We start from the raw sequence: 26438 nt of genomic DNA on the forward strand, positions 1-26438 counted from the left end.
TTCCTTAATTTTCGCTCAAGAATCTACATCATCCAAGGGCTGATTTTTGTTTAAGAAAGAGCGAAAAATAAAAAAGCGCTCAGGCAAGAATTTTTTCCTGCCTGAGCTCATTCACTCATTCAATTTGAACTCACCAACACTATTTGACGAAGAGCCGGTTTTTTGCGTGTGACTGAAGAAATCTCGGCCTGAGAGTAAATGCAAGTTTTAAAATGTGTGAATTATTATAAAATAGTGAGTTTAAAAATAGGTATTGTTCATTTTATCTGTTAAACTATGCTTGAGAAGCTGTGGAGGTGACGGAAAATGAAGGGCAAATGGCGTTGGCAGACTGGAGGGAGGATAGCTGTATTTTTTACAGTCATTTTCTCATTATTAGTCCTGCCTTATATCAGTCAGCTGATGGATGCACCAACAGCTGTGGAGCATAAAATCGAAGGGACTCGGGCCCAGATTATGGTGACTAATGAAGCTTTGGCAGTTTTGCAATCTGACGGGGCTCCTGAATATGTCACAGAACGCTTAGAAAACGAGAAGCAACTATTGGAAAATCTGAAAAAGCAGCTGGAACATGGCTGGCATCGCTCAGCTGTGATGGAGGAAGCAGCCCTAGCTCAAAGTCATCTAATTGGACTGCGGACCACAAATCCTCACTCGCCAATGATTCAACAACAAGAGCTAAAAGTTGCGGAATTGGAGTATTTCGTTGAACACACAGGGACAAAGCGGATTGATATTACCTATGCAGATCGCTTGCCGCTGTTGAATTATTTAGCTAATATTTTCAATAAAATTCCTGGTGGCGTGTTCTTCTTAAGCTGTGGCTTGTTTATGGCCAACTGCTTTACCAAGGGACAGTTTAACGGGCAGTGGCGCCAATGGGAAAAACGGCAATTGTCACAGTGGGAGGGGAGTCTTCAGCGACGCCGCTTTAAAATGATCTTGATTTTGTGTTTGACGGTGATCGCCGCCGCATTTATGGCAGTCAGTTTGTTTGTTGTCATCAATGACGGTTTGGGGGCTTGGCAGTATCCACTGTTTTACCGAGACCATCAAGAAAAGATTCAGCAAATGAGTGTGTCAGCCTATCTGGGGCGATCAGGATTGTCGATTGTGATGGGGATTTTCTTTTTAGGGGCAGTTTCCAGTGTGTTGGTGCGCTTTACCCGTAACTTTCTGCTTCAGAGCGTGATCCTTTGTGGGCTTTTGCTACCGTCACTATTTCCGGAACTTCATGGGCTTTTAGATGTTCGCTTTGCACAATTTCTGCCCATGAGCTACCTTGATTTGCCAAAGCTGATCCTGATGGAAAATCCGTGGAATAGCTCACTTGTCAGTTGGGAAAAAGGATTGTTGGTATTTTTTGTATTGCTGGTTTTATTGCTGTTGTTGGCTAATTTTAAAGATCGGCAGGAACAGCTTGTCTTTGCTCCTGTAAAAGAAAAGTTTAATCGTAAAACACTGCAATGAAAATAGCGTAAAAGACCTTTAGCGGTAAAAAATCAGTTTTGAGCAAGTTTAGAGAAATTTTACCCTGTGAAAAGGTTTTCGAAAAAAATGCTGCTGATGTGTTATGATAAGAACAGGAAAATTCAGAATGACCAAAGCAGCCGAAAACTTTATTGAAGACAGCTGTTTGGGTACGTCTACAGGAGGTCATATCGTTGTCAGAATTAGCAGAAGCTATCGCGAATTTGCACCAATCACAGGAAATTTTGAACCGTCTTGCTCGAGGCTTGGAAAAGGACCCGGTCTACGGACAGCTGGAATATCAAGAAAAGATAAATGATCTGCGGGATTATTCCAATGGGTTGTCCGTATGTACTTACTTGGAAGAACCTACGAATATAACGATTTTTGGTGATATCAGTTCGGCAGCGTTATTGCGAGAACAAGTGGGCTTAATTGGCGCTGTGATTGCCCAGCTGAGTTCTGACGAAGGAAAAAAGACCGCTGCTGAAGCATATGGCTTAAACAATGCCGATATTCGGCGCATCACCATGAGCCTCCAGGGAATGATTGAGTTAAATAACTTATTGCGCCAAGAAGAAGATCTGGTGTTGGATGCTTCCAAAGTGACTGAAGCGCAAACAGCGCCAACGACAGCACCTACCGAAGAGAAAAAAGGCTTTTTCAAAAAGTTGTTTGGTCGTTAAAACGAATAGAAAAGACCCCTCTGCAATGAGCCCTTACGCTCAAATTACTGAGGGGTCTTTTTTTATTCAGACTAGCTGTTTAAGTATGAAAATGTCCTTAGCGAAGACTGTACTTGCGGATGTCGATGTTGCGGTTGTGGCACCACTGCAATAGATTGCCAGAAAAAGTCACAGGAACATGCCGCAAGTCTTTGAGGTCTTTTTGGCCAGTGAGAGTCATTAACAGACGCAACTGTGCTTTCCACGCTTCGACTTGCTGAATACCCGCTTCAACGCCTTTTTTGCTGACAGTATGGAGAATCGTACCGGAGACTCCGCAAGCTCGGGCACCCAGAACCAGTGACTTATAAATATCATAGGCGTTGCGAATACCACCAGAAGCCAACAAATCGAAAATCTGGGGGACTTCTAAGGCTTCTACCAAAGATTCTGGCGTAGATTGGCCAAAGTCAGTCAGATAATCCAATTCATGTTTGTGGCGACGGGCATTTTCGATGCGAGTGAAGCTGGTGCCGCCACGACCGCTGACGTCAATGGCTGTGACGCCAATATTCACCAACTGTTGGATTGTCTCCCGGGTCATTCCAAAGCCGACTTCTTTCACGATTACCGGGACTTCGATGTGATTGACAATATCCTCTATATTGGTGAGCCAGCCACGAAAGTCCCGATCTCCTTCTGGCATTACCAACTCTTGAGGCACGTTGACGTGGACTTGCAGCGCATTCGCATCAAAGAGAGCCACGGCCCGCTGTGCATCGGGAACGCTGACACCGGCACCGATATTTGCCAGTAGATAGCCATCAGGGTGAGTTTCGCGCACAATCGTGAAGCTGTCGGCAGTGGTGGGGTCCTTTAAAGCAGCGCTGACAGAACCGGTAGCCATCATCAGGTCACAGGCTTTGGCAACTTCGGCCAGCTTACGGTTCAACTCGCGGGTTTTTTCGCTGCCACCGGTCATCGCATTAATGTAAAAAGGGGTGCTCAAGGTAGTATCCAAGACGTCGACGGTCAGATCGGTCTCTGCCACCGCCATTTCTGGAAAGCCGGTGTGTAATAGGCGGATCAAATCAAAGTCGTTGGGGCCGTCTTGGTAAAAGGCATTGGCCAAAGCGGCGTGTTGATCTTTGCGGTTCATAAGGCGGGACCTCCAGTCAGAATATTGTCTCACAAGTGAGACAGTGGGCGGATTAAACAAAAGAAGCCGTCCGTCTCAGTGCCGGTATTGATTTGGGAGCAGTCCTGCTTTGAAACAAGTGCCAACAAATCAAAACTGAGCGGCTTTTTAATTCGACGGTGTGGTTGTGGTAGCCTGGAATTTTAGTATTGTGGATAGCTGTATACGTGAAGTGGCAGCGGTGTAATTTCAGACGTCTCCCATGCGCTCATCAGAGGGAGAATCCCTGTTTTCTGGTCGACAATCACAATGCCGCAATCGCCGCCACCAGCACCAGAGGATTTGGCAGCTCCTTGGTAATGCTCTGCTAAGTCACACATGGTTTTCAGAGCAGGTGTCTCAATTACAACACCGGTGATCTTTGTCAGTTGGTTCAAAAGCGCCCGATTTTCAGTAATCTTTTCTTTGATCAAGGGCACCTTTTCTTCTTGAAAAGCGCGAATCAAGTCTTCAACACAGGTTCGACTGTCTGTTAGAAACTGCTGATAACGCTCAGCGCGGTGTTCTTTGGACTCATGAACACGATCCACCAAATCGCTGGTGGAAGCCGGGCTGCCGGTCCAACCGATTAAAAGCCGCAGATTTTTGGGAACGGTCAAAGGTTTGATCATCAATGCTGGCCAATCCGCTTCCAAGAGGGCCGTCATGGTGAGATGGTCTTGGGCGGTTTTGACCCAGTTGGGATCAAAGGTGGAAAAGGCAATCCAACCACCGTAACAGCTGGCGGCGATATCTCCGCAAGAACCATTGCCCTGGACTTCCAGGTGAGCCAAAGCGGAGAGTTTAAAAATAGTCATGCGGTCCATCTCCAACTGATAAAAAGCATTCAGTGCTTTAACAGTGGCGACAGTCACTGCCCCGCTGGAACCCAGACCGTACTTGCGGCCATTGGAGTTATCCAGTTCGCTAGTGACTTTCAAATCATAAAATGACAGGGAACGGCCCTGTTCTTGAGCATATTTTTCGGTTAAATGAATGGCAGCTAAAATGTAGTGGAACGGGTTTTCCCGCACATCCAGCACCAACTGATCATGACGACGCGTCCATTTGATAGGCAGCTCGCTGTATTGTTGGGATTGGATACTGCCACTGCCCGTCGCAGCTTTGACAGTGACTGTGATGAATTGATCCACCGCGACAATCACGGCTGGATGGCCGGGTTCAACGACGGCGTATTCACCGGCAATGAATAATTTTCCCGGTACTGAGATCTCAATCATGAAAAGAACTCCTTAGTTGTGAATTTGGCTGAAGTGAAGAAACCACGAACTGTTCCCAAATTGCGCGGGTTTAATCGAGCGCCCTTTTGATAAATGAAGTGGCAGCAAAGAGTAAACAGCATTGGTTTTAATCGTCGCCTACATAAGTGCTAGGGGACTAGCGCAGGCGTAATTTTAAAAATATTGGATGCCAGGACCAGCGTGGGCCAAAATCAGTCGCTCTGGTGTAAAGATTTCGGCAAAAGCCGCTTTGATGAAAGCCTCGTCTTGGCGGCGACATAAAACTTTAACATTGGGACCGGCATCCATCGTGAAATAGCATTCGCTGCCGCGAGCCCGCAAACTGCGCACTAGATCCATAGCTACCAGACTTTGTGGTGACCAGTAAGTAAATGGTGGAACAGCTGCTAAAGTAGTAGCGTGCATCTTTAGGCCGTTAGCTTCAGTCGTCTCACCCAGAGTAGTGAAATCTTTTTGGGCGATGGCTGCTTTTAAAGTTGCCAAATCTTGGGGCGTACTTTGCAGCCAACCGGGATAAAAAGCGGAGGTCGCTACTGTTCGACGCATCCCGTCGCGGCTGGAGACATCTTTTTGCTTGTCATTAATCAAGACAAAAAGCATAGCCAAGTCGTCTTCGAAATAATCAGAAGCGACAGGGTGCGCCAAGCTGGTTTGGTCATCTTCCCCTTGTTCCCACTCTACAAAGCCGCCGAAAATACTGCGGCAAGCTGAGCCGGAGCCCCGTCGAGCTAGGCGTGAGAGATCGCTGTCAGAAAGTTCTAAGCCTAGTGCTGCGTTAGTGGCAGCTGCAAGTGCGGCCATACCACTAGCCGAAGAAGCTAGACCAGCTGCAGTGGGGACAAAATTGGTGCTTTTTACGGTTGCTCGCAGTTGTGTCCCCGCAGCTTCACGGGCGAGGTCTAGAAAGCGGCTGACTTTGGCAGTCGCCGCAGATTCTTGCAATTTGCCATCCAACACAAAAGTGTCAGCTTGCAGCTGGCTGCTGAAGCTGACGGAAGTTTCGGTGTAAAAGGCATCTAGTGTCAATGAGAGACTGTTGTTCATGGGTAAAATCAATTCTTCATTTTTCTTGCCCCAGTATTTGATCAGAGCAATATTGGTGTAAGCTCTGGCTTGTCCTTCGTGCATGGGTTTTGACTCCTCGTAAAATAATGTGGTAGCGGTACTTTAAAGAGAGACAGGAACCGCTGGTGTGTAACCAAGACGCTGAATCCAGGTGGCAGCTGCCCCGGCATTTTCCAGTTGATTGGCAATGATGGCGGCATTGTGGGCATCTGTGGCTAAGGCAATCATACAACCGCCGCGGCCGCCGCCAGTCAGTTTGGCACCCAAGGCGTTGTTGCGGCGCGCCACCTGCACCAGTTGATCCAGCGTAGGATCACTGACAGAGAGACTTTGCAACAGAGTATGGGCTTCGTTCATCAATAGACCCAAATAACGGGCTTGGTTGGCTGAGATAGCTTCTTTGGCTTGGCGAGTGAGGTCACCCAATTGCTGAATCGCACGTTGCGCTTGCTGGGGATTTGTTGTCATCAAACTAGCAACATCTCGTACGGTATCGCGAGTCTTGCCTTTAACACCAGTATCGGCGACAATTAGACAGCCGTCCAGCTTTAATGGAAATGCATGGAAGGGTTTATCCCTTTCAAAGAGAATTGGCTCAGTACCGCTGGTAGCCGCCGCATCAATGCCGCTGGGGTTGCCGTGGGCGATTTTTTCAGATTGGTTCACGTAATGCAGCAGTCCCGCCGGCGTTTCTTCTACTTGTTGCCAGGCCAAAAAGGCTCGTGTCACCGCTACTGCCACAGCAGCGCTAGAGCCCATGCCTCGTTCGGCAGGGATTGTGCTGGTGATGGTACACAAAAGCGGTGGAGCAGCAAAGTCCTGTCGCAGCATATAAATTAGTTCTTTTAAATTATTCAGGCTCTGGGGGACTTGTGTCAAAGGCCCAGTGAAATAGGCAGAGTCCAAAAAATCCTCCTGTGAACGGCGGATTACTGCGGTTACCTGAGTAGCTGAAAAGGGCATTGCAATCGCCGGTTCTCCGTAAACGACCGCATGCTCTCCCATCAATATGATCTTGCCGCTTGCTTGACCAGTAGCGATCTCCTTCACGTTGGGCACCTCAATCATGATTATTTGCGGGAGGGTGACTCCCCAAGTCTGCTCGTCTTTTTGGAAACATGACAAAACTGTCATTTTCCTCGCTTCCCCATTCTACTAAATATTCCCTGATTCGTTAATAGTTTCAGAAAAAATGCTGAGATTTCCATTGTTTTCTTAAACAATTTTTGGGAAAGAGTGTTGCTTTTTGCTGATTTTGCCCCTTTAAAATGGATTATTTAGAGAGAATCTGTTACGAAAAAGCAGCCTATTCTTTGAGTTGACCATAAAAGCTTTTCTGCGTTATAGTGGTCCAAGTGACTTTTGCAAAGGGCACAATAAACAAAAGAATGAGAGTTGGAGGACGATGGCTGTGATCGTATTAGCAGGGACGATAGGTGCAGGCAAATCAAGTTTGACAGAGATGATCGCCAATCATCTGGACAGTGAAGCATTTTACGAATCGGTAGACAACAATGAGGTGCTGCCGCTATTTTATGCGGATCCCAACAAATATGCTTTTTTGCTGCAGATCTATTTTTTAAATAAACGTTTTGACAGTATTAAACAAGCCCTACAAAATGAAGACAACGTGTTGGATCGCTCAATTTATGAAGACTCTTTGTTGTTTCATCTGAATGCTGATTTGGGACGAGCAACTGAAACTGAGGTCAAAGTTTACGACGAGTTGTTGAGTAATATGTTGGAAGAGCTGCCTTATGCGGCTCATAAAAAGCACCCGGATCTTTTGGTGCACATCAAAGTTTCTTTTGAAACGATGCTTGCTCGTATTCAAAAGCGCAATCGGCCGTATGAGCAGCTGGATTATGATCCAACGTTGTACGATTACTATAAAGAATTGAACAGCCGTTATGATAACTGGTATCAAGCTTACGATCAGAGCCCGAAGATCCAGATTGACGGTGACAAGCTGAATTTCGTAGAAGATCCGGCTGCTGCCAAAGCGGTCCTGCAATTGATTGATGACAAGCTGGCAGAAGTGCGTAACTTGCATCCGGTGGGATAAAAAGTTGACCATTGTCTGAAAAAGGCAGTGGTCTTTTTTTGGTAGTAAAACTCAGGACTGTTATAATAAAATGAGATGCAGCAAAAGACCGCTTCTGTGGCTGGCTGCGATGTTTGCAGGAGGGGCAAGGAATGGAAAAAATCCGCAGTTTCAATGATGGAATTTCTAGTTGGGTGCAAGTAGACGGCCATGATGTCGCTTCAATTCGCCTGGTACAAGAACGCTATCAGATCTCTGATGAGATGCTGACTTACTCATTAGATAAAAACGAACGGGCTCGTGTGGAGTACGATACCGAGACAAAGGCATTTTTATTGATCTTCAATGTGCCTCATCGGGAGAAAGTTGAAAATCATTACGAAGCCAGTCCCATGACCTTCATCATCAAAGAAGGTCGGCTGTTCACATTTACGACGGCTCGGACGCAATATGTCCATGAGTTGATGGAAAGTCTGCTCCACAAAAATTCTCGCCAAAGTGAGTACAGCTTGTTGTTTCATACTTTATTTGTAATTAGTGATGCCTTCTTCCCACTGATTGAAGAGGTGAATAGCCAACGCAGCCGTTTAAATCAACGCCTGCGGGAGAAAACCACCAATAAAAATCTGATTGCCATGAGTGACTTGGAAATCGGGCTGGTCTATCTGGTGTCGGCTACTAAGCAAAATGCCGTTTTATTGCATCAGATCCAAGCGCAAAGTATTTATCATCGGCTGCAGGAAAATGAAAAAGAACAGTTGGAGGATGCCCTGATTGAAGCCAAACAAGCAGTGGAGATGACACAACTGGCTTCTCAAGTGTTGGAACAGCTTTCCGGTGCCTACAACAATCTGTTGAACAACAACCTAAACGACACTATGAAATTTTTGACAGTCTGGTCATTATTATTAACCGTACCGACTATCGTCACCGGCTTTTTCGGGATGAATGTCCCACTTCCTTTTTCCAACTCAGTCTTTGGCTGGGCAATCGCCATGTTGATCAGCCTCATTTTAGCAGTGTGGATGCTAGTCGCAATGTGGCGGCGGATACGATGAACGATAAAAAAACAGTAGTTGACGCAAAGTTAGCTGCTGTTTTTTTGAATGCAGATAAAAGGCTGTTCTGTTGGTAACAAGAGTCTTTTTGTTGGCAACAAAACCTGCTGGGTAGTTGTGATGGCTACTAGTGTATTGTTCTGCTGGCAAGCGGTCCTGGCCTGCGATGGTTAGTCTATAATCAATCCCAGCCCGGCGGCGATGATCAGTGCTTGTGTGGGCTCTACCGTCAAGCCGCGCAACTGATCGGCGGAAATACCGATTCGTTCAAAACGATTACTAACAAAGCTTAGCCCCTTGAGCTGTGTTCGCAGCCAACCGGTATCATGAAGGTCGTTTTCTGTCAGTTGCAGATTTTGCCAATCAATATCGTAAAATTCGGCGAAGCGCAGCCGATTGTTGGTAAATGCGACACTTTTCAGGTTGGTAGTTGCAAAAGATGCATAGTCCAAAAGACAATCGTCAAAGCGGACATCCCGCAGCCAGCTTTCAGAAAAGTTGGTACCGATGAGGCGGCATTGACGAAACTCCGCCTGATGGATGCTGGCGCCGAGGAGTTCGCTGTTGGAAAGATCACATTTTTCGAAAATAACGTTGGCTGCTTCAAAGCGCTCCAGGCGACTATTGGTCATTGTAATCTTCTCTAGACTAGATTGGCGGATAATCAGATTCTTAACGATGGATCGGCTTCGATTAGTCTCGAGAAATTTAAGATTTTCAAAAGTTTCTTCGTCTTGGGGCTGAAAATCTGCAAGTTCTGTTTCTTGAATTTGTGGTGGCAGAATCCGGGAGTTTTTCTTCATTTTAGACTGCTCCTTACCGTGAAATTTGTGAAAATACCTGTTGGAACCAGTCTATCATGAAAAGTCGCAAAGAGCCGAAGAAGTCCGTCGACTCCTGATAAAAAAGGTGTCTTTGTGTATTGGTTGAGTGGTGGGGCTGTATCAGTCTGGTTGTTCGTTTTTTCACTACCAAGAAAACAAGAATCACGTACCGGTGACATTTTGTCTTGTGAAAGTAAATGGATGCCGGCCTTTCAAGGTTGTTGATAAATCCTGTAAGAATAGTGGTTTATAAAGAAACGCCGTTTATTTGATTTCTCGTCAGATTCACAAGCAAATTTGTCGCCTTTTGCACAATTCCTCGTTAGAATGAGAGCGAATTCAAATCTAAGGAGATGTATTACAATGACTAAAACTGTTATTATCGGTGCCAACCATGCTGGGATTGCGGCAGCCAATACCTTGTTAGACAATTTCAAAGATCAAGAAGTGGTGCTGATTGATCGCAACACCAACCTCAGCTATTTAGGCTGTGGCACAGCGCTGTGGGTTGGCCGCCAAATCGATGGGTACGAAGGCCTGTTTTATACGAATAAAGAAGCTTTTGAAGCAAAAGGCGCTAAGATTTTGATGGAAACTTCTGTGGATCGAGTGGACTTTGAAGGTAAAAAAGTTTATGGCGTTACCAAAGATGGTGAAAAAGTCGAAGAATCTTACGACAAGCTGGTTTTGGCGACTGGTTCTCGACCAATTTCCCCAAATGTCCCTGGACGTGATTTGGAAGGCATTCACTTTTTGAAACTTTTCCAAGAAGGCCAAGCCGTTGACCGTGAAATCTCAAAAGACAGTGTCAAAACGGTGGCAGTTATCGGTGCCGGATATATCGGTGTGGAAATCGCTGAAGCGGCAAAACGCCGCGGCAAAAACGTCTTGTTGTTTGATGCAGCTGGCCGCTCGCTGCCAAGCTACTACGATACCTGGTTTACCGACGACATGGACAAGAATTTGGCAGATCATGGAATCGACCTGCATTTCGGTGAATTGGTTCGTGAATACAAAGGAACTAATCGTGTAGAAGCGGTTGTTTCAGATGCCGGTGAGTATCCAGTAGACATGGTAATCAATGCTATCGGTTTTGGTCCAAATGCTGAACTGGGCAAAGACCACCTGGAGTTGTTTGCTAATGGTGCTTATCTGGTGGATCGGCACCAGCAAACCAGCGATCCAGCTGTCTACGCAGTAGGTGATTGTGCCACAATTTACTCCAACGCACTGCAAAAAACGACCTATATCGCTTTGGCTTCCAATGCTGTTCGTACTGGGATCGTCGCTGGCTACAACATCGGTGGCACACCAGTCGAATCAGAAGGTGTCCAAGGCTCAAATGGGATTTCAATCTTTGGCTTGAATTTGGTATCTACTGGTTTGTCAGTGGAAGCTGCCGAAAAAAATGGCCTAAAAGTGAAGTACACGGATCATGAAGCACTGCAACGCCCAGCCTTTATGGAAGACAATGCCAAAGTGAAGATTCGAATCGTCTATGAAGAAGACAGCCGCCGGATTGTAGGTGCGCAATTGTCCTCTACTGAAGACATTTCAATGGGGATTCACATGTTCTCATTGGCTATTGCTAAAGGGGTAACTATCGACGAATTGAAACTGTTGGATCTGTTCTTCTTACCGCATTTCAACGAACCTTACAACTACATTACAATGGCTGCTTTGAAGGCAGAATAACCAGTTTGAAACATATTTCAAGACAACGAGAATAAAACGAAGAGGAGACAAAATCTCTTCTAAATACTAAAAGGATTTCACACAGCATTCATTAGGAGGGGTGTGTGAAATCCTTTTTTGCCTTCAGGGAAAAGTGTCCCGTTCTTTTTTGATGTTGAAAACTGCTTTACTTGGGTTTAATTTAGGGGGAAATAAAGGTGTCTTTTGAAGGTATATCGTTGTGCGAGTGTCTTATACAAATTGTCCAGGACCAAAGAGCGGCTTGAATTCGCATTTTTCAATGGGAAGAGATTCGTTTCAGTAGTGGGTTAGCCATTGTTGTACAGAGCCGGTTTTTGTGAAATTGGCGAAATGAAAGATGTGCACAGTTTTTCGTAGTTTGCTGTTTTTAATGAAGCGGGGATTTTCAACAGAAGAAATTTAAAAAAGCGAAAACCCCGGTTGGTAAAACAGCAAGAACGCTTTTGGAACCCTTACCTCCCTAAACATGGGCAAAAAAATGACAAATACATTCCAATCAAAGTATTTTTTGTGGAATATTCAGAAAATTTAGAGAAAAGTGTTGACATTGCTTCCTGAGTCCGGTATTTTTGAACTATTAACTGACATAGGTGATGAAAAATGACAACATTCAAACAAACATTCGAATTGTTATTATTATAGCTGCGGACTCTTTCTGGTATAATTTTAGAAGAGTCCTATTCGCATTGCATAAAGGAGTAAACCTTTGTGGAGTGCTTTTTTTATACTTTTTTTCATCTAAATTCATAAATGATAAGTTAAACGCTCATCTAAAATGAAATCTGTTGCGGGCTGTCGAAACTTTAGTCTTTTTAAGACAAGGCGTCCATAACAATCAATCGCTAGGATCCATACAACAAGTTTTCAAATCGTTTTTCTTTGAAAACAGACAATGCCAACCACCACCGTAATCACCGAAAAAATATAAGACTATTTTTGAGGCAAGGCGTCTGCAACAATCAATCGCTAGGATCCATACAACAAAGTTTCAAATCGTTTTTCTTTGAAACTAGACAATGCCAACCACCACTGTAATCACCGAAAAAATAGAAGATTATTTTTGAGGCAAGGCGTCTACAACAATCAATCGCCATGATCCATAAAACAAAGTTTCAAAGCGCATTTCTTTGAAACTAGACAATGCCAACCACCACTGTAATCACCGAAAAAATATAAGGAGGATTCACACATGCGCAAAATTCAATTTTTTGATACGACGTTGCGAGACGGGGAACAGACTCCGGGTGTCAATTTCAATACGAAAGAAAAGGTTCAAATCGCTTTACAATTGGAAAAATGGGGGATTGATACCATTGAAGCCGGCTTTCCTATTTCATCAGAAGGAGATTTCGAGGCTGTCCAAGCAATTGCCGGAGCTACCAGTCGTATGACTGTTGCAGGGTTGGCACGTTGTCAGAAAAAAGACATTGATCGAGCATATGAAGCTTTGAAAGAGGCGAAATTTCCTCAGATTCATGTATTTTTGGCAACGAGTGATGTGCACATGGAGTACAAGCTGAAAATGACCCCAGAAGAGGTATTGACCTCTATTAAAGAACACGTAACCTATGCTCGCGAACGTTTTGAAAAAGTCCAGTTTTCACCAGAAGATGCGACTCGAACCCGCAAAGATTTTTTGCTGAAAGCAGTGCAAACCGCGATTGATGCCGGTGCGACGATTATCAATATTCCTGACACGGTGGGCTATACCAACCCTACTGAATACGGACAACTATTTGCCTATCTTATCGAAAATATCAAAACAGAACAGGAAATTACCTTCTCTTCTCATTGTCATGATGACCTGGGAATGGCAACTGCCAATGCTTTGGCGGCTATCGAAAATGGCGCCAATCGCGTGGAAGGAACGGTCAATGGCATCGGCGAGCGAGCCGGGAATACAGCGCTGGAGGAAGTCGCAGTGGCACTGCATATTCGCCAAGATTACTATCAGGCAACCTCAGGGATATCTTTGAACGAGACAAAGCGAACTTCTGATATCGTTGCACGTCTATCCGGTGTGGCAGTTCCCCGCAACAAAGCGGTCATCGGGGCCAATGCTTTTGCACATGAATCGGGTATTCATCAAGACGGAGTTCTGAAAAATCCGGAAACTTATGAGATTATCACGCCACAGTTGGTGGGCGTCAAAAATAATTCACTGCCCTTGGGGAAACTTTCCGGACGCCACGCTTTTGTTACCAAGCTGGAAGAATTGGGGTATCAGCTTTCAGAAGAAGAAATCAAACCTGCTTTCAAACGCTTTAAAGATTTGGCGGATAAGAAAAAACAGATTACTGATCAGGATTTGATTGCATTGATAGCCGATGAGACTCGGGCAGAAGCTGATACTGCGCGCTTGACTGGTTTACAGGTGCAGTATGTATCCGGCGGAAGGCAAGGAGCTATTGTATCCGTTGAGCAGCAAGGAGAATCCGGCGTCGCTTCGGCAATTGGTTCCGGCTCGATTCAAGCCATCTATAATTCCATCGACCAGATTTTTGAACAACAGCCAAAATTGGTGAACTACGAGATTATGGCTTTGACAGCTGGCGAAGATGCTCAGGCAGAAGTTCACGTTTCCGTTGAGTGCCCCCAGACCCACAAACGGATCAATGGTATCGGGGTGGACTTTGATGTGTTAGAAGCTTCAGCAAAAGCTTATGTACAGGCGAGTTCGATTTTGAAAAAGGAGACTGAGGGATAAATGAAAAAGAAAATCACAGTATTGGCCGGTGACGGGATCGGCCCGGAGATTATGGCCGCGGGGATTGCTGTTTTACAAGCTGCAGCTGAAAACAGCGAAACAGCGTTTGAATTTGTTGAAAAGCCATTTGGTGGCGCTGGAATTGAAGCCGCCGGGGTTGGTTTGCCGGAAGATACGCTGGCTGCTTGCCGCAACGCAGATGCAATCCTTTTGGGGGCAATCGGCGGACCGGCGGGATCTCCTTGGGAAAAAGCCAAGCAAACGCCAGAACAGGGCTTATTAGCGCTGCGGAAAGAATTAAATCTGTTTGCCAATATCCGCCCCATTGCTGTGCCGGATGCTTTGTTGCCCTTGTCGCCGGTCAAAGAGAGCATCGTGAAAGGAACAGACTTCATTGTTGTCCGAGAGTTGACCAGCGGGATTTATTTCGGAAAGCCGCGGGAATTACTGGCAACCGAAGCATACGATACCTGTCGTTACACGGAACCAGAGATTGAGCGAATTGCTCGTAAAGCGTTTGATATTGCCATGACTCGCCGCAAACAAGTGACATCTGTGGACAAAGCCAATGTCTTAGCTTCCAGCAAGCTGTGGCGTAAAACTGTGGAAAAAGTTGCTCTTGATTATCCGGAGGTTCAGCTGACCCATCAGTTAGTGGATTCTTGTGCAATGCGAATCGTGCAGCAGCCGACTGAATTTGATGTGATTGTAACGGAAAATCTTTTTGGGGATATTTTGAGTGATGAGGCTTCGGTTTTGCCGGGAACGTTAGGTGTTTTGCCCAGTGCTAGTCATTCAGAAGGCGGCGTTTCCTTGTATGAACCGATTCATGGATCAGCACCGGACATTGCCGGAAAAGATATTGCCAATCCGGCATCTATGATTTTGTCGGTGGTACTGATGCTGCGCCAAAGCTTTGGACTGGAGGAAATGGCTGATCGCATCGAAGCAGCAGTTTTTGACGTGATGAATGAAGGGATCGTGACCAGTGATTTAGGTGGAACAGCCACTACGACAGCCTTTACAGCAGCAGTGGTTGCCAAATTGAAATAGCAAAACAATCGCAAATACCGACACTGCAACATGAAAACCGACGAATAACTTAAAAAAAGGACCAGAATACGGGGGGATAAATGATGGGGAAGACGCTTTTTGATAAAGTCTGGGATCGCCATGTGATTAAGGGGAAAGAAGGAGATGCTCAGCTGCTTTATATCGATTTGATGCTGATTCATGAAGTGACCTCACCACAGGCTTTTGAAGGCTTGCGACAAGCAGGGCGCAAAGTTCGCCAGCCAGAAAAAATCTTTGGCACGATGGATCACAATGTACCAACTGTCGATATCCACAATATTTCAGATGTCATCGCTAAAAAACAAATCGACACGTTGCGAACCAACTGTGAAGAATTTGGCATCGAATTGTGTGATAACGGCTCAGAAGGGCAGGGAATCGTTCATATGGTGGGGCCGGAGATGGGTCTCAGCCAACCGGGTAAAACCATTGTTTGTGGCGATTCTCATACGGCGACACACGGAGCATTTGGTGCCTTGGCTTTTGGTATAGGAACAAGTGAGGTGGAACACGTTTTTGCCACGCAAACCATCTGGCAACGCAAACCAAAACGCATGGGCATCCAGATTAGTGGCGCTTTGCAACCGGGAGTTTATGCCAAAGATGTCATCTTGGCATTGATTGCTAATTATGGAACTGATTTTGGTGTCGGCTACGGTGTAGAATTTTTCGGCGATACCATCAGTGGCATGTCTATGGATGAGCGCATGACGATCTGTAATATGGCTATTGAAGGAGGAGCCAAGATGGGGATGATTGCTCCGGATGAGAAGACTTTTGCCTATGTCACAGGCCGGCGTTTTGCTCCAACTGATATGGCAGCTGCAATGGCTGATTGGCGTACACTTTATACCGATGAAGATGCCGAATTTGACAAAGTTTTGACATTGGATGCCTCTAGTCTGGCACCTTTTGTGACCTGGGGGACAAATCCCGAGATGGGTGTTTCAGTTGAAGAAGGCTTCCCGGAGATTCAAGATCATAACGATGCGCTGGCTTATGAATACATGGACCTAAAACCAGGACAAAAACCAACGGAAATCCCAGTAGAATATGTATTCATCGGCTCTTGTACCAATGGTCGTCTTTCCGATTTGGAAGAAGCGGCGAAAATCATCGCCGGTAAACAAATTAAAGCGGGTGTGACAGGAATCGTCGTGCCAGGCTCACGACCGGTAAAGCGGGCAGCCGAAGCAAAAGGATTGGATGCTATCTTCAAAGCAGCTGGTTTTGAATGGCGGGAGCCGGGATGTTCCATGTGTCTCGGAATGAATCCTGATCGAGTACCGGAATACGTTCACTGTGCCTCGACTTCCAATCGGAACTTTGTGGGTCGCCAAGGGAAAAATGCTCGGACACACCTGTGTTCACCGGCTATGGCCGCCGCCGCAGCCCTGAATGGCACTTTTGTGGATGTTCGTAAAATCGTAAAGGAGGGGGTGTGATTATGGAGGCATTTACAGTTTACACTGGGACTACGGTGCCCTTTATGAATGATAATGTAGATACTGATCAGATTATCCCTAAAAGTTATCTGAAACGAGTGGATAAAAAAGGCTTTGGGGAATTTCTCTTCGATGATTGGCGCTACTTGGATGATCGCAGACCTAATCCAGAATTTGTCCTGAATTTTCCACAATATGAACAGGCGACCATCCTGATCTCTGGGGACAACTTTGGTTCAGGCTCATCTCGGGAACACGCAGCCTGGGCGCTGATGGATTACGGATTTAAAGCAGTTATCGCAGGCAGTTTCAGTGATATTTTCTATATGAATGCAACTAAAAACGGCTTGTTGCCAATTCAATTGCCGCAAGACGCTCGTAAGCAGCTGGCAGCGTTGCCGGCGGATGCAACGATTACCATCGATTTGCCAGCCCAAGAAGTACGTGCAGGGGCAACAACGTGGCCATTTGCTATTGATGCCAACTGGAAAAACAAATTGGTAAACGGCTTGGACGAAATTGGAATCACTTTGCAAGACCAAGCGCTGATTGCAGCCTATGAAGAAAAACAAGTACCGACATACTGGCGCTAAAGAATAATCAAAAAAACGGGCCTAAGGTGATGTACTTCGAAAAAATCTCATTTTTTTGGAGGCTTGCCTAAGCCTGTTTTTTTGCGCAGACTGAAATATTGGCGGGATTTTGTCAGCGGCAAAAATTACGGCTTGTAAAATCAAGGGCATTTAAAAGGGCAGGTGTAGCTGTTTATTCTGATAGCAGACGTGATAAAATGGGGGAAATGTAAAGGAGGCTGAAGTGATGGAAATCCGTTTATTGACAGTCAAAGATGGCGCAGCAGCAAAGATACCCAATGAAGCTTTTGAATTATTCGGTCGGTTGATAGTGAGTCGCACAAACGACACTTGGACTCATCGAGAAGTGGTGTTTGACGAAACGACCCAGCAGACTTTTCCCGAAGAAAATTATCAAATTGAAGAATTATTGAGTAAAGGCTTTGTGGTGGGGGCTTTTGACGAAACGAGTTGTGTCGGCGTAGCTATTTTTGAAGACGATTGGCTAAAGTATGCGTATCTGTCTGATTTGAAAGTAGCGGCCAGTTATCGAGGCAAAGGCATTGCTGGGCAGTTAATTGATTTTGGCTTGCAGGAAGCAAAGAAAAAAGGCTATCAGGGCATCTGGACCATCGGACAAGACAACAATCTGGGGGCATGCCGCTTCTATCTGAAAAGCGGGTTTGTCATCGGCGGACTGGATACTCAAATTTACAAGCATACAGCGCAAGAAGGCAAGGCGAATATTCATTTCTATTTGGAATAAGAAATGAGTCTGTGACGGGAACCTTAGTCCTCTGTTCCAAGGTTAGTCAGCATGTGAGAATTAACAACTAAAAAACAAGCTGCTTCCCTTTTTAGTGAAAGCTGCTTGTTTTTTTTAACGCTTCGTATTTGTGGTAGGGTCAGCTTTGGTGGAGAGTGACACGACGATGGCGACCCGCCTGCTTTGCGGACATCCAGATACAGGCAGTTGAATTCGTAAGACTTACAGAAGGTGTTTTTCTAGCCAGTCGGCGACGCCTTCTTGATCATTTGAAAGTGTCACCTGATCTGCTGCAGCTAAAGCAGCAGGGATTGCGTTGGCAACAGCAACCCCGGTGCCGGCCCATTCCAGTAAAGCCACATCATTTTGATCGTCGCCAAAAAAGACGATGTCAGCAGGCGTGATTACCAACATTTGTAGCAAACGAGTCATTCCGTGAAATTTGGAGGCATTGGCCGACAGAATACTAATGAAGTCCTCCCCAAAATAAGTAAAAACCCGTAGCCGTTTATCAGTCGCAAAGTGTGCCTGGTAGCCGGCAGGATCAGAGGTACGCAGCGTAAGCGTCAGAACAGGCGCGTTTAGATGTTCTTTCCAGCTGGCGGGCAACGGATCGTTTTTCAATTCACTCCAAAGATAATCCTTAATGCCACCGATGGAGCGAAGATGCAGCTCTTTTTGTAGCTGAGTTTCAGCCAATATTTCAAGTGTCAGCTGCAAAGGGAGGGCCTCGGTCCATAGAACATTGCGAGTGCTGCCTTCAAAAATTCCCGCACCATTACTACAAAGCAGATAATCCGCTGGCAAATCTTTCAAAAAAGGAGCAACATTCAAATAATGACGAGCTGAAGCAAAAACAATGGGGATTCCCTGCTTTTGGACAGCTTGCAATGTGCGAATTGTTCTGGGGCTCAGCTCTTTGCGACTATTTAGCAGCGTACGATCCAAATCGGCAACTACCAGTTTGATGGCCATAGGTTTTCCTCCGAGAATTATTTTCTTCATCATAGCAAAGGAGAGGAGGCTTCACAATGAAAGACAGCTTGATGCGTGAAGGTAACTTTGCTTGGCTAGGAAGCGATATCGTTTTGGAGAGAGGAAAACTAGCACTTTGTTAGTCTCTGTAAATTTCCATGAAAAAAGCTTGACTTCTCTTTGCAAACCCCGTATACTGTAAAAGTTGAGAAATGAAGCAGAAGCACCCGCTTCTCGCCTGAGTGAGAACTCTCGCTGGGCAGATAGTTTCAGACTGACCTATTGTGGTTTAGTGTGACAGGGGTGCGGGTTCGATTTTCGAACTCGTCTTTTTTTGTTTCAGAGCTCACGAATATACCTGGAGGTGAATGACCATAGCAAAGGATATGATGGTAAACGACGGCATTCGTGCACGTGAGTTGCGTTTGATCGACCAAAACGGTGAACAGCTAGGAGTAAAATCGAAAGCTGAAGCATTGGCAATCGCAGAACGTTCCAATTTGGATGTAGTTCTGGTAGCTCCTAATGCAAAACCACCTGTTGCGCGGATCATGGATTACGGGAAATACCGCTTCGAACAACAAAAGAAAGACCGGGAAGCCCGCAAAAAGCAAAAAGTCATCAACATCAAGGAAGTCCGCTTGAGCCCAACGATCGATGTCAATGATTTCAATACGAAATTGAAGAATGCACGTAAATTCCTTGAAAAAGGCGATAAAGTCAAAGCTTCTATCCGCTTCAAGGGTCGTGCCATTACCCATAAAGAGATTGGTCAGAAAGTTCTCGATCGCTTGGCAGAAGAAACTGCGGACCTGGCGACAGTCGAACAAAAACCGAAAATGGACGGCCGGAGCATGTTCTTGGTATTGGCACCTAAAGCTGATAGCAAATAACATCTGAAGCTGTACTTGCTGCACTTATATTTTGAGGATGCTGGCTCTGAGCAGGCAACTGCACAGACTGTATACGTGTTGAATGTAACGAAAACGAGTAATCGTCTTCGAAAGATTCGGCGCACTAACCAATAGTAGGAGGAAATCACAATGCCAAAACAAAAAACACACCGCGGTTTAGCAAAACGCGTAAAACGTACCGGTAAAGGCGGTTTGAAACGCTTCCGTGCGTTTACAAGTCACCGTTTCCACGGCAAGACCAAAAAACAACGTCGTCAACTGCGTAAAGCAAGCATGGTGTCAAAAGGCGATTACAAACGTATCCGTCAACAATTGTCACAAATGCGTTAAAATCGCATAACCCGTTAATACTAAATAATCGAACTATTCTAGGAGGAATACATCATGGCACGTGTCAAAGGTGGAACTGTAACTCGTAAACGTCGTAAAAAAGTCCTGAAACTGGCTAAAGGCTACTACGGTTCTAAACATACATTATTCAAAACAGCTAAAGAACAAGTAATGAATTCATACAACTACGCATACCGCGATCGTCGTCAGAAAAAACGCGACTTCCGCAAATTGTGGATTGCTCGTATCAACGCAGCAGCTCGTATGAATGGCTTGAGCTACTCAAAATTGATGCACGGCTTGAAATTGGCTGAAATCGACATCAACCGCAAAATGTTAGCTGACTTGGCAGTAAACGATGCTGCAGCATTTACTACATTGGCTGACCAAGCTAAAGATGCTTTGGCTAAATAAGCTTTGATTGATCAAAAACGTCTTGACTCATCACTGAGTTGAGACGTTTTTTTTATTTTTACATTTGAAAAACACCTGAAAAGCGGCGTAGCTGAATAAACCTGCAAATTCTCAATAAAATTTTTTAATCCTCTAAAAAAATACGCTATACTAGACTTATTAAGTGAAAAAATAGTGGGGTGTTGGGATGAAAGAGTATCATTACGTGTTATCGCTGTATCAAAAACATGAAAGGCAAAAATTCCACTTGGCAGGGATTGGACTTTTACTGCTGGTGGCGGCGGCTTTCTTGACATCATTGGATCTGGTAAGAATCAGTCCCATGATCTATTTTCTAGTGGCGCTGGGAGTCATGCTGGTTTATATCCGGCGTCATCGAATCGTCAGCAGTGATTATGAGCAGCTCCAGCAGTTTTTGACTCGGGAGCGGCCACAGCTTGCTAAAGACCCGGTCATGGTCTTTTTTATCGATTATCAGTTGAAAACATACTTTGAGACGGAGTCAGAAAATCTGTTGAGACGCCTGAGAAACAAAAACAAGGCTGATGATCAGCAGGCAGAAGAAGACTTGTTGCGGGTTATTGACGAAGTGGTTGCATATCGTGAGTATTTAACTGCCCATGATGACCTGGCAGAAGATTTGGAGTTGTCGCTGTCATGGTATCGAGCAACTGTTGAAAAACGCAAACAAGATCTGATTTAGGGGGAAGAATGTGAAGGGGAAAATGAATAAGAAACTATTAGGAATTGTCTTGACCTTTGTCACCGCGGGGCTGGTTGCAACCGGGATGGACAGCAATGCTTACGATGAGGTTTACGCTCAGCAGGATCGACAAGAAACTGCCGTTCAAAAACTGCTAAAATCAGAGTTTGTGTCTGCAACCGATCAAAAGGAATTACAGCAGGCAGTCAAAGCAGTCAATCAAGCCGAAAAAAGCGCGAACCGTCGGACATTGCAAAAAAAGATTACGGCTGAACAAAACCTGCTGAAACAAGTGAAGACCAATGCGCAAAAAGCTGAGCAAAAAGCGGCTTCAAAAGAGTGGCAGCAGTTGGCTAAAAGCCTAGGAACTATTGAAAAAAAGGGCACCAATCCTTTTACAGAACAAGCAGACATTGTTTCGTTGGATCAACTGCAGTCACAGCTGCAGACTCTTCAATCTTCTACTAAAGTTGCTCCAATTCGCAAGCTGTCAAAAAAAGCGGAACAACTTGCTTCGACGATGGCGGACAATCAGCAGCAAATGAAGATGCTGGCAGATGACCTTACCCAGACAAATGAAACGATTCAAAGCTTGTTGAAAAAGAAATACCTGCTGGCCGCAGATAAATCAGCATTAACATCAGAAGCACAGGCTAATCAGGAGTCATTGAAAAAAACCAATGATCTGCAGCTGCTTAGGGATCGTAAAACACAGAGCTTGGAGATGACAGCTTCAGTTTCTAAGCGAATTTCTGCTAGTGAGGCTGATTTCAAGGATCACCAAGGGGCAGCGAATAAATTATTGGCGGCTGTGTCGAAGTTATTGTCTGACGAACAGCTGGAAAAAGCTGAAAAGACCGAGCTTGTGGAAAAAGAGCAGCAATTGTCGGGCTTTTTGCAACTGAAAAGCTATCAGCCGGGGGATCTCAAAACAGGTCACCAGCAATTACAGGAGGAATACGATACAATCCTCAAAGCTGTAAACAAGCGTAAAGCCGCAGCGGCCAAAGCAGCAGAAGAAAAGGCGGCAGCGGAAAAAGCAGCAGCAGAAAAAGCGGCCAAAGAAGCAGCTGCAGCCGAACAAAAAGCTCGTGAACAAGCTGCTGCGCAAGAAGCTGCGGCTCAGCAAGCGGAAGCAGGAAGTACATCCACGCCGACCCCAAGTGTTTCCGGAGGCTGGTACCAAGCGCCGGCTGGGTTCAAATATTTGAAAGTAGAAAGCGGCAAAACCTATGGGCAGGTCAAAAATCCTGATAATTTTGTGTTAATCACGGCAGCAGAAGCCGCAAATTACACTCCCGGGCATGGCAACGGATCAGCAAAACAATAAAGTAGGAACTGTGACAAACTGCTACAATGCAAAAGCCGGTTATCTTCCACTAAAAGACTTGGAGGATAACCGCTTTTTATTTCTACTAATTTCACAGGAGTTAACTTGGTTTTATCAAGTAAAGAAAGTGCTGCTACTGTTCACTTTCGAAATGATTTGCAAGGGTGTTTTCTTCTCCTTTGAAAGTTTCTCGTGGCACAGTGCAGCTTATCTTCTTGCAATGTAGGTGCTTTTTAAAGAATAGGCTGCGAAAAAGCCGGTGGACTGTGAAAAGAAAAATCAGCGGAAAGAATGCAGGAAAACAACTTGTGCCCCTCGGAGATTTCCGCTATCATTTACATATCTGTAAAATGGTCCAGTCACAAAAAAGAATGATCAAATCCTTGATTCATAAACTGTTGTTGCTGGCTTCTAATTGATTAAAAGCAGGTGGTTTCAGAGCTGGTCTGCATAGGAAAATAGAAAAAGAATGGAAGACGATAATGGTTATCAAAAAGATAGATAAGACGTGGTGGATTCGGATTGGTCAGCTGGCGATGGTGGCAGTGATTGTGATTTGTGGAATCATCAGCATGCAGCCGGTAAAAGACGAAAAAAATACGACGGTTACTTTGGATCAGGGCAGGTTGAAATACACTGGGGATCTGGTCGAACGGCGTTTTAGTGGGCAGGGGATTTTGACTTTCCAGGATGGCAGTGTGTATACCGGCAGCTTCAAAGACGGCTATTTCAACGGCAAAGGAGATTTTAAAGCCAAAGACGGCTGGCATTATGTTGGGGATTTTAAGAAGGGAAAAGCCGAGGGTCAGGGAACTTTGACGTTGGAGACGGGTTTGATTTATAAAGGGAAATTTGAAGATGGGGAGTATCAAGGAAAATGAGAATCAAGTGGTTTAGCGGTATTCGAGTAGCAGGTTTGATTATGGTGTTGCTGTATCATTTTTACATCACTCAGTTTTCCGGCGGTTTTGTAGGGGTTGATGTATTTTTCACATTTTCCGGCTTTTTAATCACGTCATTATTCATTGATGAATTGCAAAAAAAGGGCAGTTTAGATCTCATCGGGTTTTACAGTCGCCGTCTGGTGCGCATCTTTCCGCCACTTTTGCTGGCAGTATTGGTGACAATCCCGTTTACGTTTTTGGTGAGCTCTGACTACGTTGCTGATATTGGGCGCCAAATCGCAGCTGCCCTGGGATTTACAACTAATTATTTTGAGATTGCCAATGGCGGCAGTTACGAGACCTCCTTTTTCCCCCATCTGTTTTTGCATACCTGGTCGTTGGCTGTGGAGATGCATTTTTATCTGATTTGGGGTGCGTTGGTCTGGCTCATGAGCCGCAGCATTAGCCGCTCAAAAATTGATGAGCGACTGAAGGTGGTCCGCTTTAGGGCACTGATTTCTATGCTGTCGTTGGTGTTCTTTTTGATTAGCTTTTTGACGATGGCACTGCGCTCGCTAGGAATGACTGAATTTTCACCGATTTATTTTTCTAGTGTTTCCCACAGTTTTCCTTTTTTCATTGGGGCTTTTTTAGCGACAGTGAGTGGTGTCAAAACGGTGCCGAAAAAATTCACGAATACTGTGTCTGCATGGTCTTTAAGAAAAACACTGATGGTCTTTTTCGGAGCGTTAGCCGTTTTACTCTTGTTGGGTCGCTTCTTGGATTTTAGTCAACGGATCACGTATCTGGTGGGCTTTTTGACAGCTAGCTTGGTAACGGCGGTGATGATTTATGCCGCTCGTATTTTGCATGAGCAGACACCAAATATTGAGGAGCCGAAAGTTCTGACTTTTTTTGCCGATATCAGTTATGGCATTTATCTGTTTCACTGGCCGCTGTATACGATTTTCAACAATCGGATGGGCAACCACCTGGCCGTTTTGCTGACTGTGATTTGTTCAACTTTCTTTGCGGCAATTTCTTATTACATTTTTGAACCGCTGGTGGTAGGAAAGACACCGAAGTTTTTCCAACGAGAGATCAAGATCAACTGGCATCTGGCAGCTGTTCCGTTGGCGGCACTTTCCCTTTTGTTGGTAGGTTTGACGACAACGGTCGCAGCAACTGCTCCTCAGATGACGTCGTTGGAGAAAAATCTGTGGGCCAGCCACTTGCAACAAGATGAAGATGCCTTGCGAGATATGCGGGAGATGGTAGATCAGCAGGAAGCCACTGAATATCAGGTGAAAAAAGGGGTCAGCGTCATCGGAGATTCCGTTACCTTGGGGGTTCGTCAGGCAATCTTGGATCAGATCGGTGACAGTCGTGTCGATGCAGAAGGCGGACGGCGGATGGAGCAGGCCAATGAGGTCATGAAAAAACAGCAGCAGAAAAAACTGCTGCGAGAATACGTGATTATTGCCTGTGGAACCAACACCTTTGATGATTATGAAAAACGAACAGAAGAGCTGATTGCCGCACTGGAGCCCGGTCATAAATTGATCTTTGTCACGCCGTATGACGGACGAGCCGACGAGACCTGGGACTCTCAAAAGCTGGCAGAATACGAGCGAACATTGCCGGAAAAATATCCTTTTGTGATGATTGCCGACTGGAATAAACTAGCGCCACAGCACAAAGAAATTTTTGCTGAGTCAGATACCACCCATTTTGCCGGTAATCCTGAGGGAGAAAAAATCTATCTGGAGATGTTGCAAAAAGCCTTGACAGAAGCCAAGAATAAGCCGGCTAAAACGAATAAGGAATGAAAAAAACCTCTAGCGGAGTGTGAGCTGCTAGAGGCTTTTTTAAAGGAAGAAAACAGTTGGCGACAGTTGTTTAGCGGGCTGGAGCCGGAATTTTTAACAGTATCACTAATTGAAAAGCCCTCCAACGTCAAAGCGCTGAAGGGCGAGAATCGGGAAGACCGGATTTGAACCGACGACCCCTTACTCCCGAAGCAAGTGCTCTACCAAGCTGAGCTACTTCCCGAGGTCAATCACATTAGTAATATAGGACTAACTTTATTTTTTTTCAACTAAAAAGTTTCGGAAAATTTTCCTTTGAGCAATCTACTTTGGCGTCAGCTGCAAATCCACTAAAATGAAGGCAGATGACCTGTCCTGTGCAGGTTTGACTATACCAGGGCTCACAGAAAGGAACGTGGATGCCATGACCATTCATTTCACTGGCAGTATTGACGAAGACAAGACGGTTATCCAATTAGAAGAAAATCAAGGGCAGCTAACTTTACTGAAACCGGCGGCCGCCGCTCGAGAACAGCCGGCACGCACATCGATTTATCTCTATTTGAAGGAACGTCAGCCGCAACTTGCAGCATTGGCACCTCTCAATAGCAAGACGATCAATGAAAATAAGGTTGACCAGACGTTGATTGTGACGCCCCCTTGGGAAATTGAAGGAGAAACGCTGTTGGCGGCTATGCTTGCAGCCTGGGCTGAAAATGGGCTGAAAGTTGCGACGATTACTGAGACTCCAGGCAAAGTACCTGCCAACCAACAAAATGTAGTCAATGATTTTCAGGGAAACGTCTTTCAATTGTTGGAAAATTTTGGTTATCCGATGGGAAAAGTCAAAAAGAAACCCGCTAAGGCACAACACCGCTGGAATAAACAAGTCTCCGAAATTCCCTTTTACATTAATTACAGTGATGCTACCGGGGAAGCAATCTGGCAAAAGCGCAATGAATTACTCCTAAAAAAAGGGGCGAAGCTCAAGATGGAAGTTCCTTTGAACAAAGATGGGTCCGTGGGCTATTCTGCACGATTTACCGAAAAGCTGCGAGATGATTATGCCGATAAAATCAATGGTGATACGACGACGGAAGATATTATCTTCAAGAGTGTCAACGAGTTAGGAATCTTTTTGTATTATGCTGGAACCAATGGCTGGCTAGTACTCAAAGACCAAAATGGCAAGACCATCGACGAATACACTGTGGTAAAATGAAAAGGATCACTTG

24 protein-coding genes, 1 tRNA gene and 1 other annotated feature are annotated in these 26438 nt (G+C 45.3%); of the genes, 18 read left to right on the forward strand and 7 right to left on the reverse strand.

Translation table 11 applies throughout. The features are described 5' to 3' along the window. Positions 1 to 306 precede the first annotated feature (306 nt). Together BAU14_RS00010 and BAU14_RS00015 are read left to right on the forward strand one after the other, a co-directional pair. Positions 307 to 1470, forward strand: coding sequence for a hypothetical protein (locus BAU14_RS00010; protein WP_161898042.1), 1164 nt, complete (start codon positions 307 to 309; stop codon positions 1468 to 1470). Between the two features lie 194 nt (positions 1471 to 1664). Continuing rightward, positions 1665 to 2156: a hypothetical protein gene (locus tag BAU14_RS00015; RefSeq protein ID WP_161898043.1), complete on the forward strand. Its 492-nt coding sequence runs from the start codon at positions 1665 to 1667 to the stop codon at positions 2154 to 2156. Between the two features lie 97 nt (positions 2157 to 2253). Here the strand turns inward: BAU14_RS00015 and fni are convergent, their stop codons facing one another. The 4 genes from fni to mvk form a co-directional block, all read right to left on the reverse strand. Then, on the reverse strand, positions 2254 to 3294 hold the full coding sequence (gene fni, locus BAU14_RS00020) for a type 2 isopentenyl-diphosphate Delta-isomerase (protein ID WP_161898044.1): 1041 nt from the start codon (positions 3292 to 3294) through the stop codon (positions 2254 to 2256). Between the two features lie 182 nt (positions 3295 to 3476). Continuing rightward, the gene (locus BAU14_RS00025) at positions 3477 to 4553 is read right to left on the reverse strand and encodes a phosphomevalonate kinase (protein WP_161898045.1); all 1077 of its coding nucleotides are present in this window, start codon (positions 4551 to 4553) and stop codon (positions 3477 to 3479) included. A 174-nt stretch (positions 4554 to 4727) separates the two neighbouring features. Continuing rightward, the gene (gene mvaD / locus BAU14_RS00030) at positions 4728 to 5702 is read right to left on the reverse strand and encodes a diphosphomevalonate decarboxylase (RefSeq protein ID WP_161898046.1); all 975 of its coding nucleotides are present in this window, start codon (positions 5700 to 5702) and stop codon (positions 4728 to 4730) included. 39 nt (positions 5703 to 5741) lie between these two features. Next, on the reverse strand, positions 5742 to 6707 hold the full coding sequence (mvk, locus tag BAU14_RS00035) for a mevalonate kinase (RefSeq protein WP_161898134.1): 966 nt from the start codon (positions 6705 to 6707) through the stop codon (positions 5742 to 5744). A gap of 337 nt (positions 6708 to 7044) precedes the next feature. Here mvk and BAU14_RS00040 point away from each other — a divergent pair, with 337 nt between their 5' ends. Beyond that, positions 7045 to 7704, forward strand: a complete 660-nt coding sequence (locus tag BAU14_RS00040) for a deoxynucleoside kinase (RefSeq protein WP_202622135.1) — start codon at positions 7045 to 7047, stop codon at positions 7702 to 7704. A gap of 131 nt (positions 7705 to 7835) precedes the next feature. Beyond that, positions 7836 to 8741 (forward strand): magnesium transporter CorA family protein, encoded by a 906-nt coding sequence (locus BAU14_RS00045; protein ID WP_161898048.1) that lies wholly within the window; start codon positions 7836 to 7838, stop codon positions 8739 to 8741. Positions 8742 to 8911: 170 nt separating this feature from the next. Here BAU14_RS00045 and BAU14_RS00050 read toward each other — a convergent pair whose 3' ends face one another. Beyond that, the gene (locus tag BAU14_RS00050) at positions 8912 to 9544 is read right to left on the reverse strand and encodes a pentapeptide repeat-containing protein (RefSeq protein WP_161898049.1); all 633 of its coding nucleotides are present in this window, start codon (positions 9542 to 9544) and stop codon (positions 8912 to 8914) included. Positions 9545 to 9928: 384 nt separating this feature from the next. Here BAU14_RS00050 and nox point away from each other — a divergent pair, with 384 nt between their 5' ends. From nox to BAU14_RS00080, 6 genes are all read left to right on the forward strand, one after another. Then, complete coding sequence (gene nox / locus BAU14_RS00055; RefSeq protein WP_161898050.1) at positions 9929 to 11260, forward strand: H2O-forming NADH oxidase; 1332 nt, start codon at positions 9929 to 9931, stop codon at positions 11258 to 11260. Positions 11261 to 12470: 1210 nt separating this feature from the next. Continuing rightward, on the forward strand, positions 12471 to 13988 hold the full coding sequence (locus tag BAU14_RS00060; protein WP_161898051.1) for a 2-isopropylmalate synthase: 1518 nt from the start codon (positions 12471 to 12473) through the stop codon (positions 13986 to 13988). Beyond that, positions 13989 to 15041, forward strand: coding sequence for a 3-isopropylmalate dehydrogenase (leuB, locus tag BAU14_RS00065; RefSeq protein ID WP_161898052.1), 1053 nt, complete (start codon positions 13989 to 13991; stop codon positions 15039 to 15041). It abuts the gene before it with no gap. 83 nt (positions 15042 to 15124) lie between these two features. Continuing rightward, the gene (leuC, locus tag BAU14_RS00070; RefSeq protein WP_161898053.1) at positions 15125 to 16507 is read left to right on the forward strand and encodes a 3-isopropylmalate dehydratase large subunit; all 1383 of its coding nucleotides are present in this window, start codon (positions 15125 to 15127) and stop codon (positions 16505 to 16507) included. 2 nt (positions 16508 to 16509) lie between these two features. Continuing rightward, positions 16510 to 17100: a 3-isopropylmalate dehydratase small subunit gene (gene leuD / locus BAU14_RS00075; RefSeq protein ID WP_161898054.1), complete on the forward strand. Its 591-nt coding sequence runs from the start codon at positions 16510 to 16512 to the stop codon at positions 17098 to 17100. Positions 17101 to 17326: 226 nt separating this feature from the next. Next, complete coding sequence (locus tag BAU14_RS00080) at positions 17327 to 17845, forward strand: GNAT family N-acetyltransferase (protein ID WP_161898055.1); 519 nt, start codon at positions 17327 to 17329, stop codon at positions 17843 to 17845. Positions 17846 to 18067: 222 nt separating this feature from the next. Here BAU14_RS00080 and BAU14_RS00085 read toward each other — a convergent pair whose 3' ends face one another. Beyond that, complete coding sequence (locus BAU14_RS00085) at positions 18068 to 18820, reverse strand: HAD family hydrolase (RefSeq protein WP_161898056.1); 753 nt, start codon at positions 18818 to 18820, stop codon at positions 18068 to 18070. A 209-nt stretch (positions 18821 to 19029) separates the two neighbouring features. Then, positions 19030 to 19162 (forward strand) — a sequence feature (ribosomal protein L20 leader region). A gap of 26 nt (positions 19163 to 19188) precedes the next feature. Between BAU14_RS00085 and infC the strand changes: the two genes are divergently transcribed. The 7 genes from infC (at position 19189) to BAU14_RS00120 (ending at position 25224) form a co-directional block, all read left to right on the forward strand. Next, positions 19189 to 19713 carry a translation initiation factor IF-3 gene (gene infC / locus BAU14_RS00090; RefSeq protein ID WP_161898057.1) on the forward strand — a complete coding sequence of 175 codons (525 nt, stop codon included), beginning with the start codon at positions 19189 to 19191 and terminating at the stop codon, positions 19711 to 19713. A 150-nt stretch (positions 19714 to 19863) separates the two neighbouring features. Then, entirely contained in the window at positions 19864 to 20064 is a 201-nt protein-coding gene (gene rpmI, locus BAU14_RS00095; protein WP_161870371.1) for a 50S ribosomal protein L35, read from the forward strand. Positions 20065 to 20118: 54 nt separating this feature from the next. Next, on the forward strand, positions 20119 to 20478 hold the full coding sequence (gene rplT / locus BAU14_RS00100) for a 50S ribosomal protein L20 (protein ID WP_161898058.1): 360 nt from the start codon (positions 20119 to 20121) through the stop codon (positions 20476 to 20478). Positions 20479 to 20665: 187 nt separating this feature from the next. After that, positions 20666 to 21181, forward strand: a complete 516-nt coding sequence (locus tag BAU14_RS00105) for a hypothetical protein (protein ID WP_161898059.1) — start codon at positions 20666 to 20668, stop codon at positions 21179 to 21181. Between the two features lie 22 nt (positions 21182 to 21203). Next, a complete protein-coding gene (locus BAU14_RS00110; protein WP_161898060.1) occupies positions 21204 to 22511 on the forward strand; it encodes a hypothetical protein in 1308 nt (435 codons plus the stop codon). Between the two features lie 482 nt (positions 22512 to 22993). Continuing rightward, positions 22994 to 23392 carry a hypothetical protein gene (locus BAU14_RS00115; RefSeq protein ID WP_161898061.1) on the forward strand — a complete coding sequence of 133 codons (399 nt, stop codon included), beginning with the start codon at positions 22994 to 22996 and terminating at the stop codon, positions 23390 to 23392. Further along, positions 23389 to 25224: an acyltransferase family protein gene (locus tag BAU14_RS00120; RefSeq protein WP_161898062.1), complete on the forward strand. Its 1836-nt coding sequence runs from the start codon at positions 23389 to 23391 to the stop codon at positions 25222 to 25224. Before BAU14_RS00115 ends, BAU14_RS00120 begins: the two co-directional genes overlap by 4 nt. A 149-nt stretch (positions 25225 to 25373) precedes the next feature. On the opposite strand, the gene BAU14_RS00125 is transcribed toward BAU14_RS00120, so the two are convergent. Next, positions 25374 to 25447 (reverse strand) — tRNA-Pro (locus BAU14_RS00125). Between the two features lie 180 nt (positions 25448 to 25627). Between BAU14_RS00125 and BAU14_RS00130 the strand changes: the two genes are divergently transcribed. Continuing rightward, positions 25628 to 26425, forward strand: a complete 798-nt coding sequence (locus BAU14_RS00130) for a DUF4357 domain-containing protein (protein WP_161898063.1) — start codon at positions 25628 to 25630, stop codon at positions 26423 to 26425. The last annotated feature ends 13 nt before the right edge of the window (positions 26426 to 26438 follow it).

The organism is Candidatus Enterococcus leclercqii (assembly GCF_009933135.1).
Lineage (GTDB): Bacteria > Bacillota > Bacilli > Lactobacillales > Enterococcaceae > Enterococcus_C > Enterococcus_C leclercqii.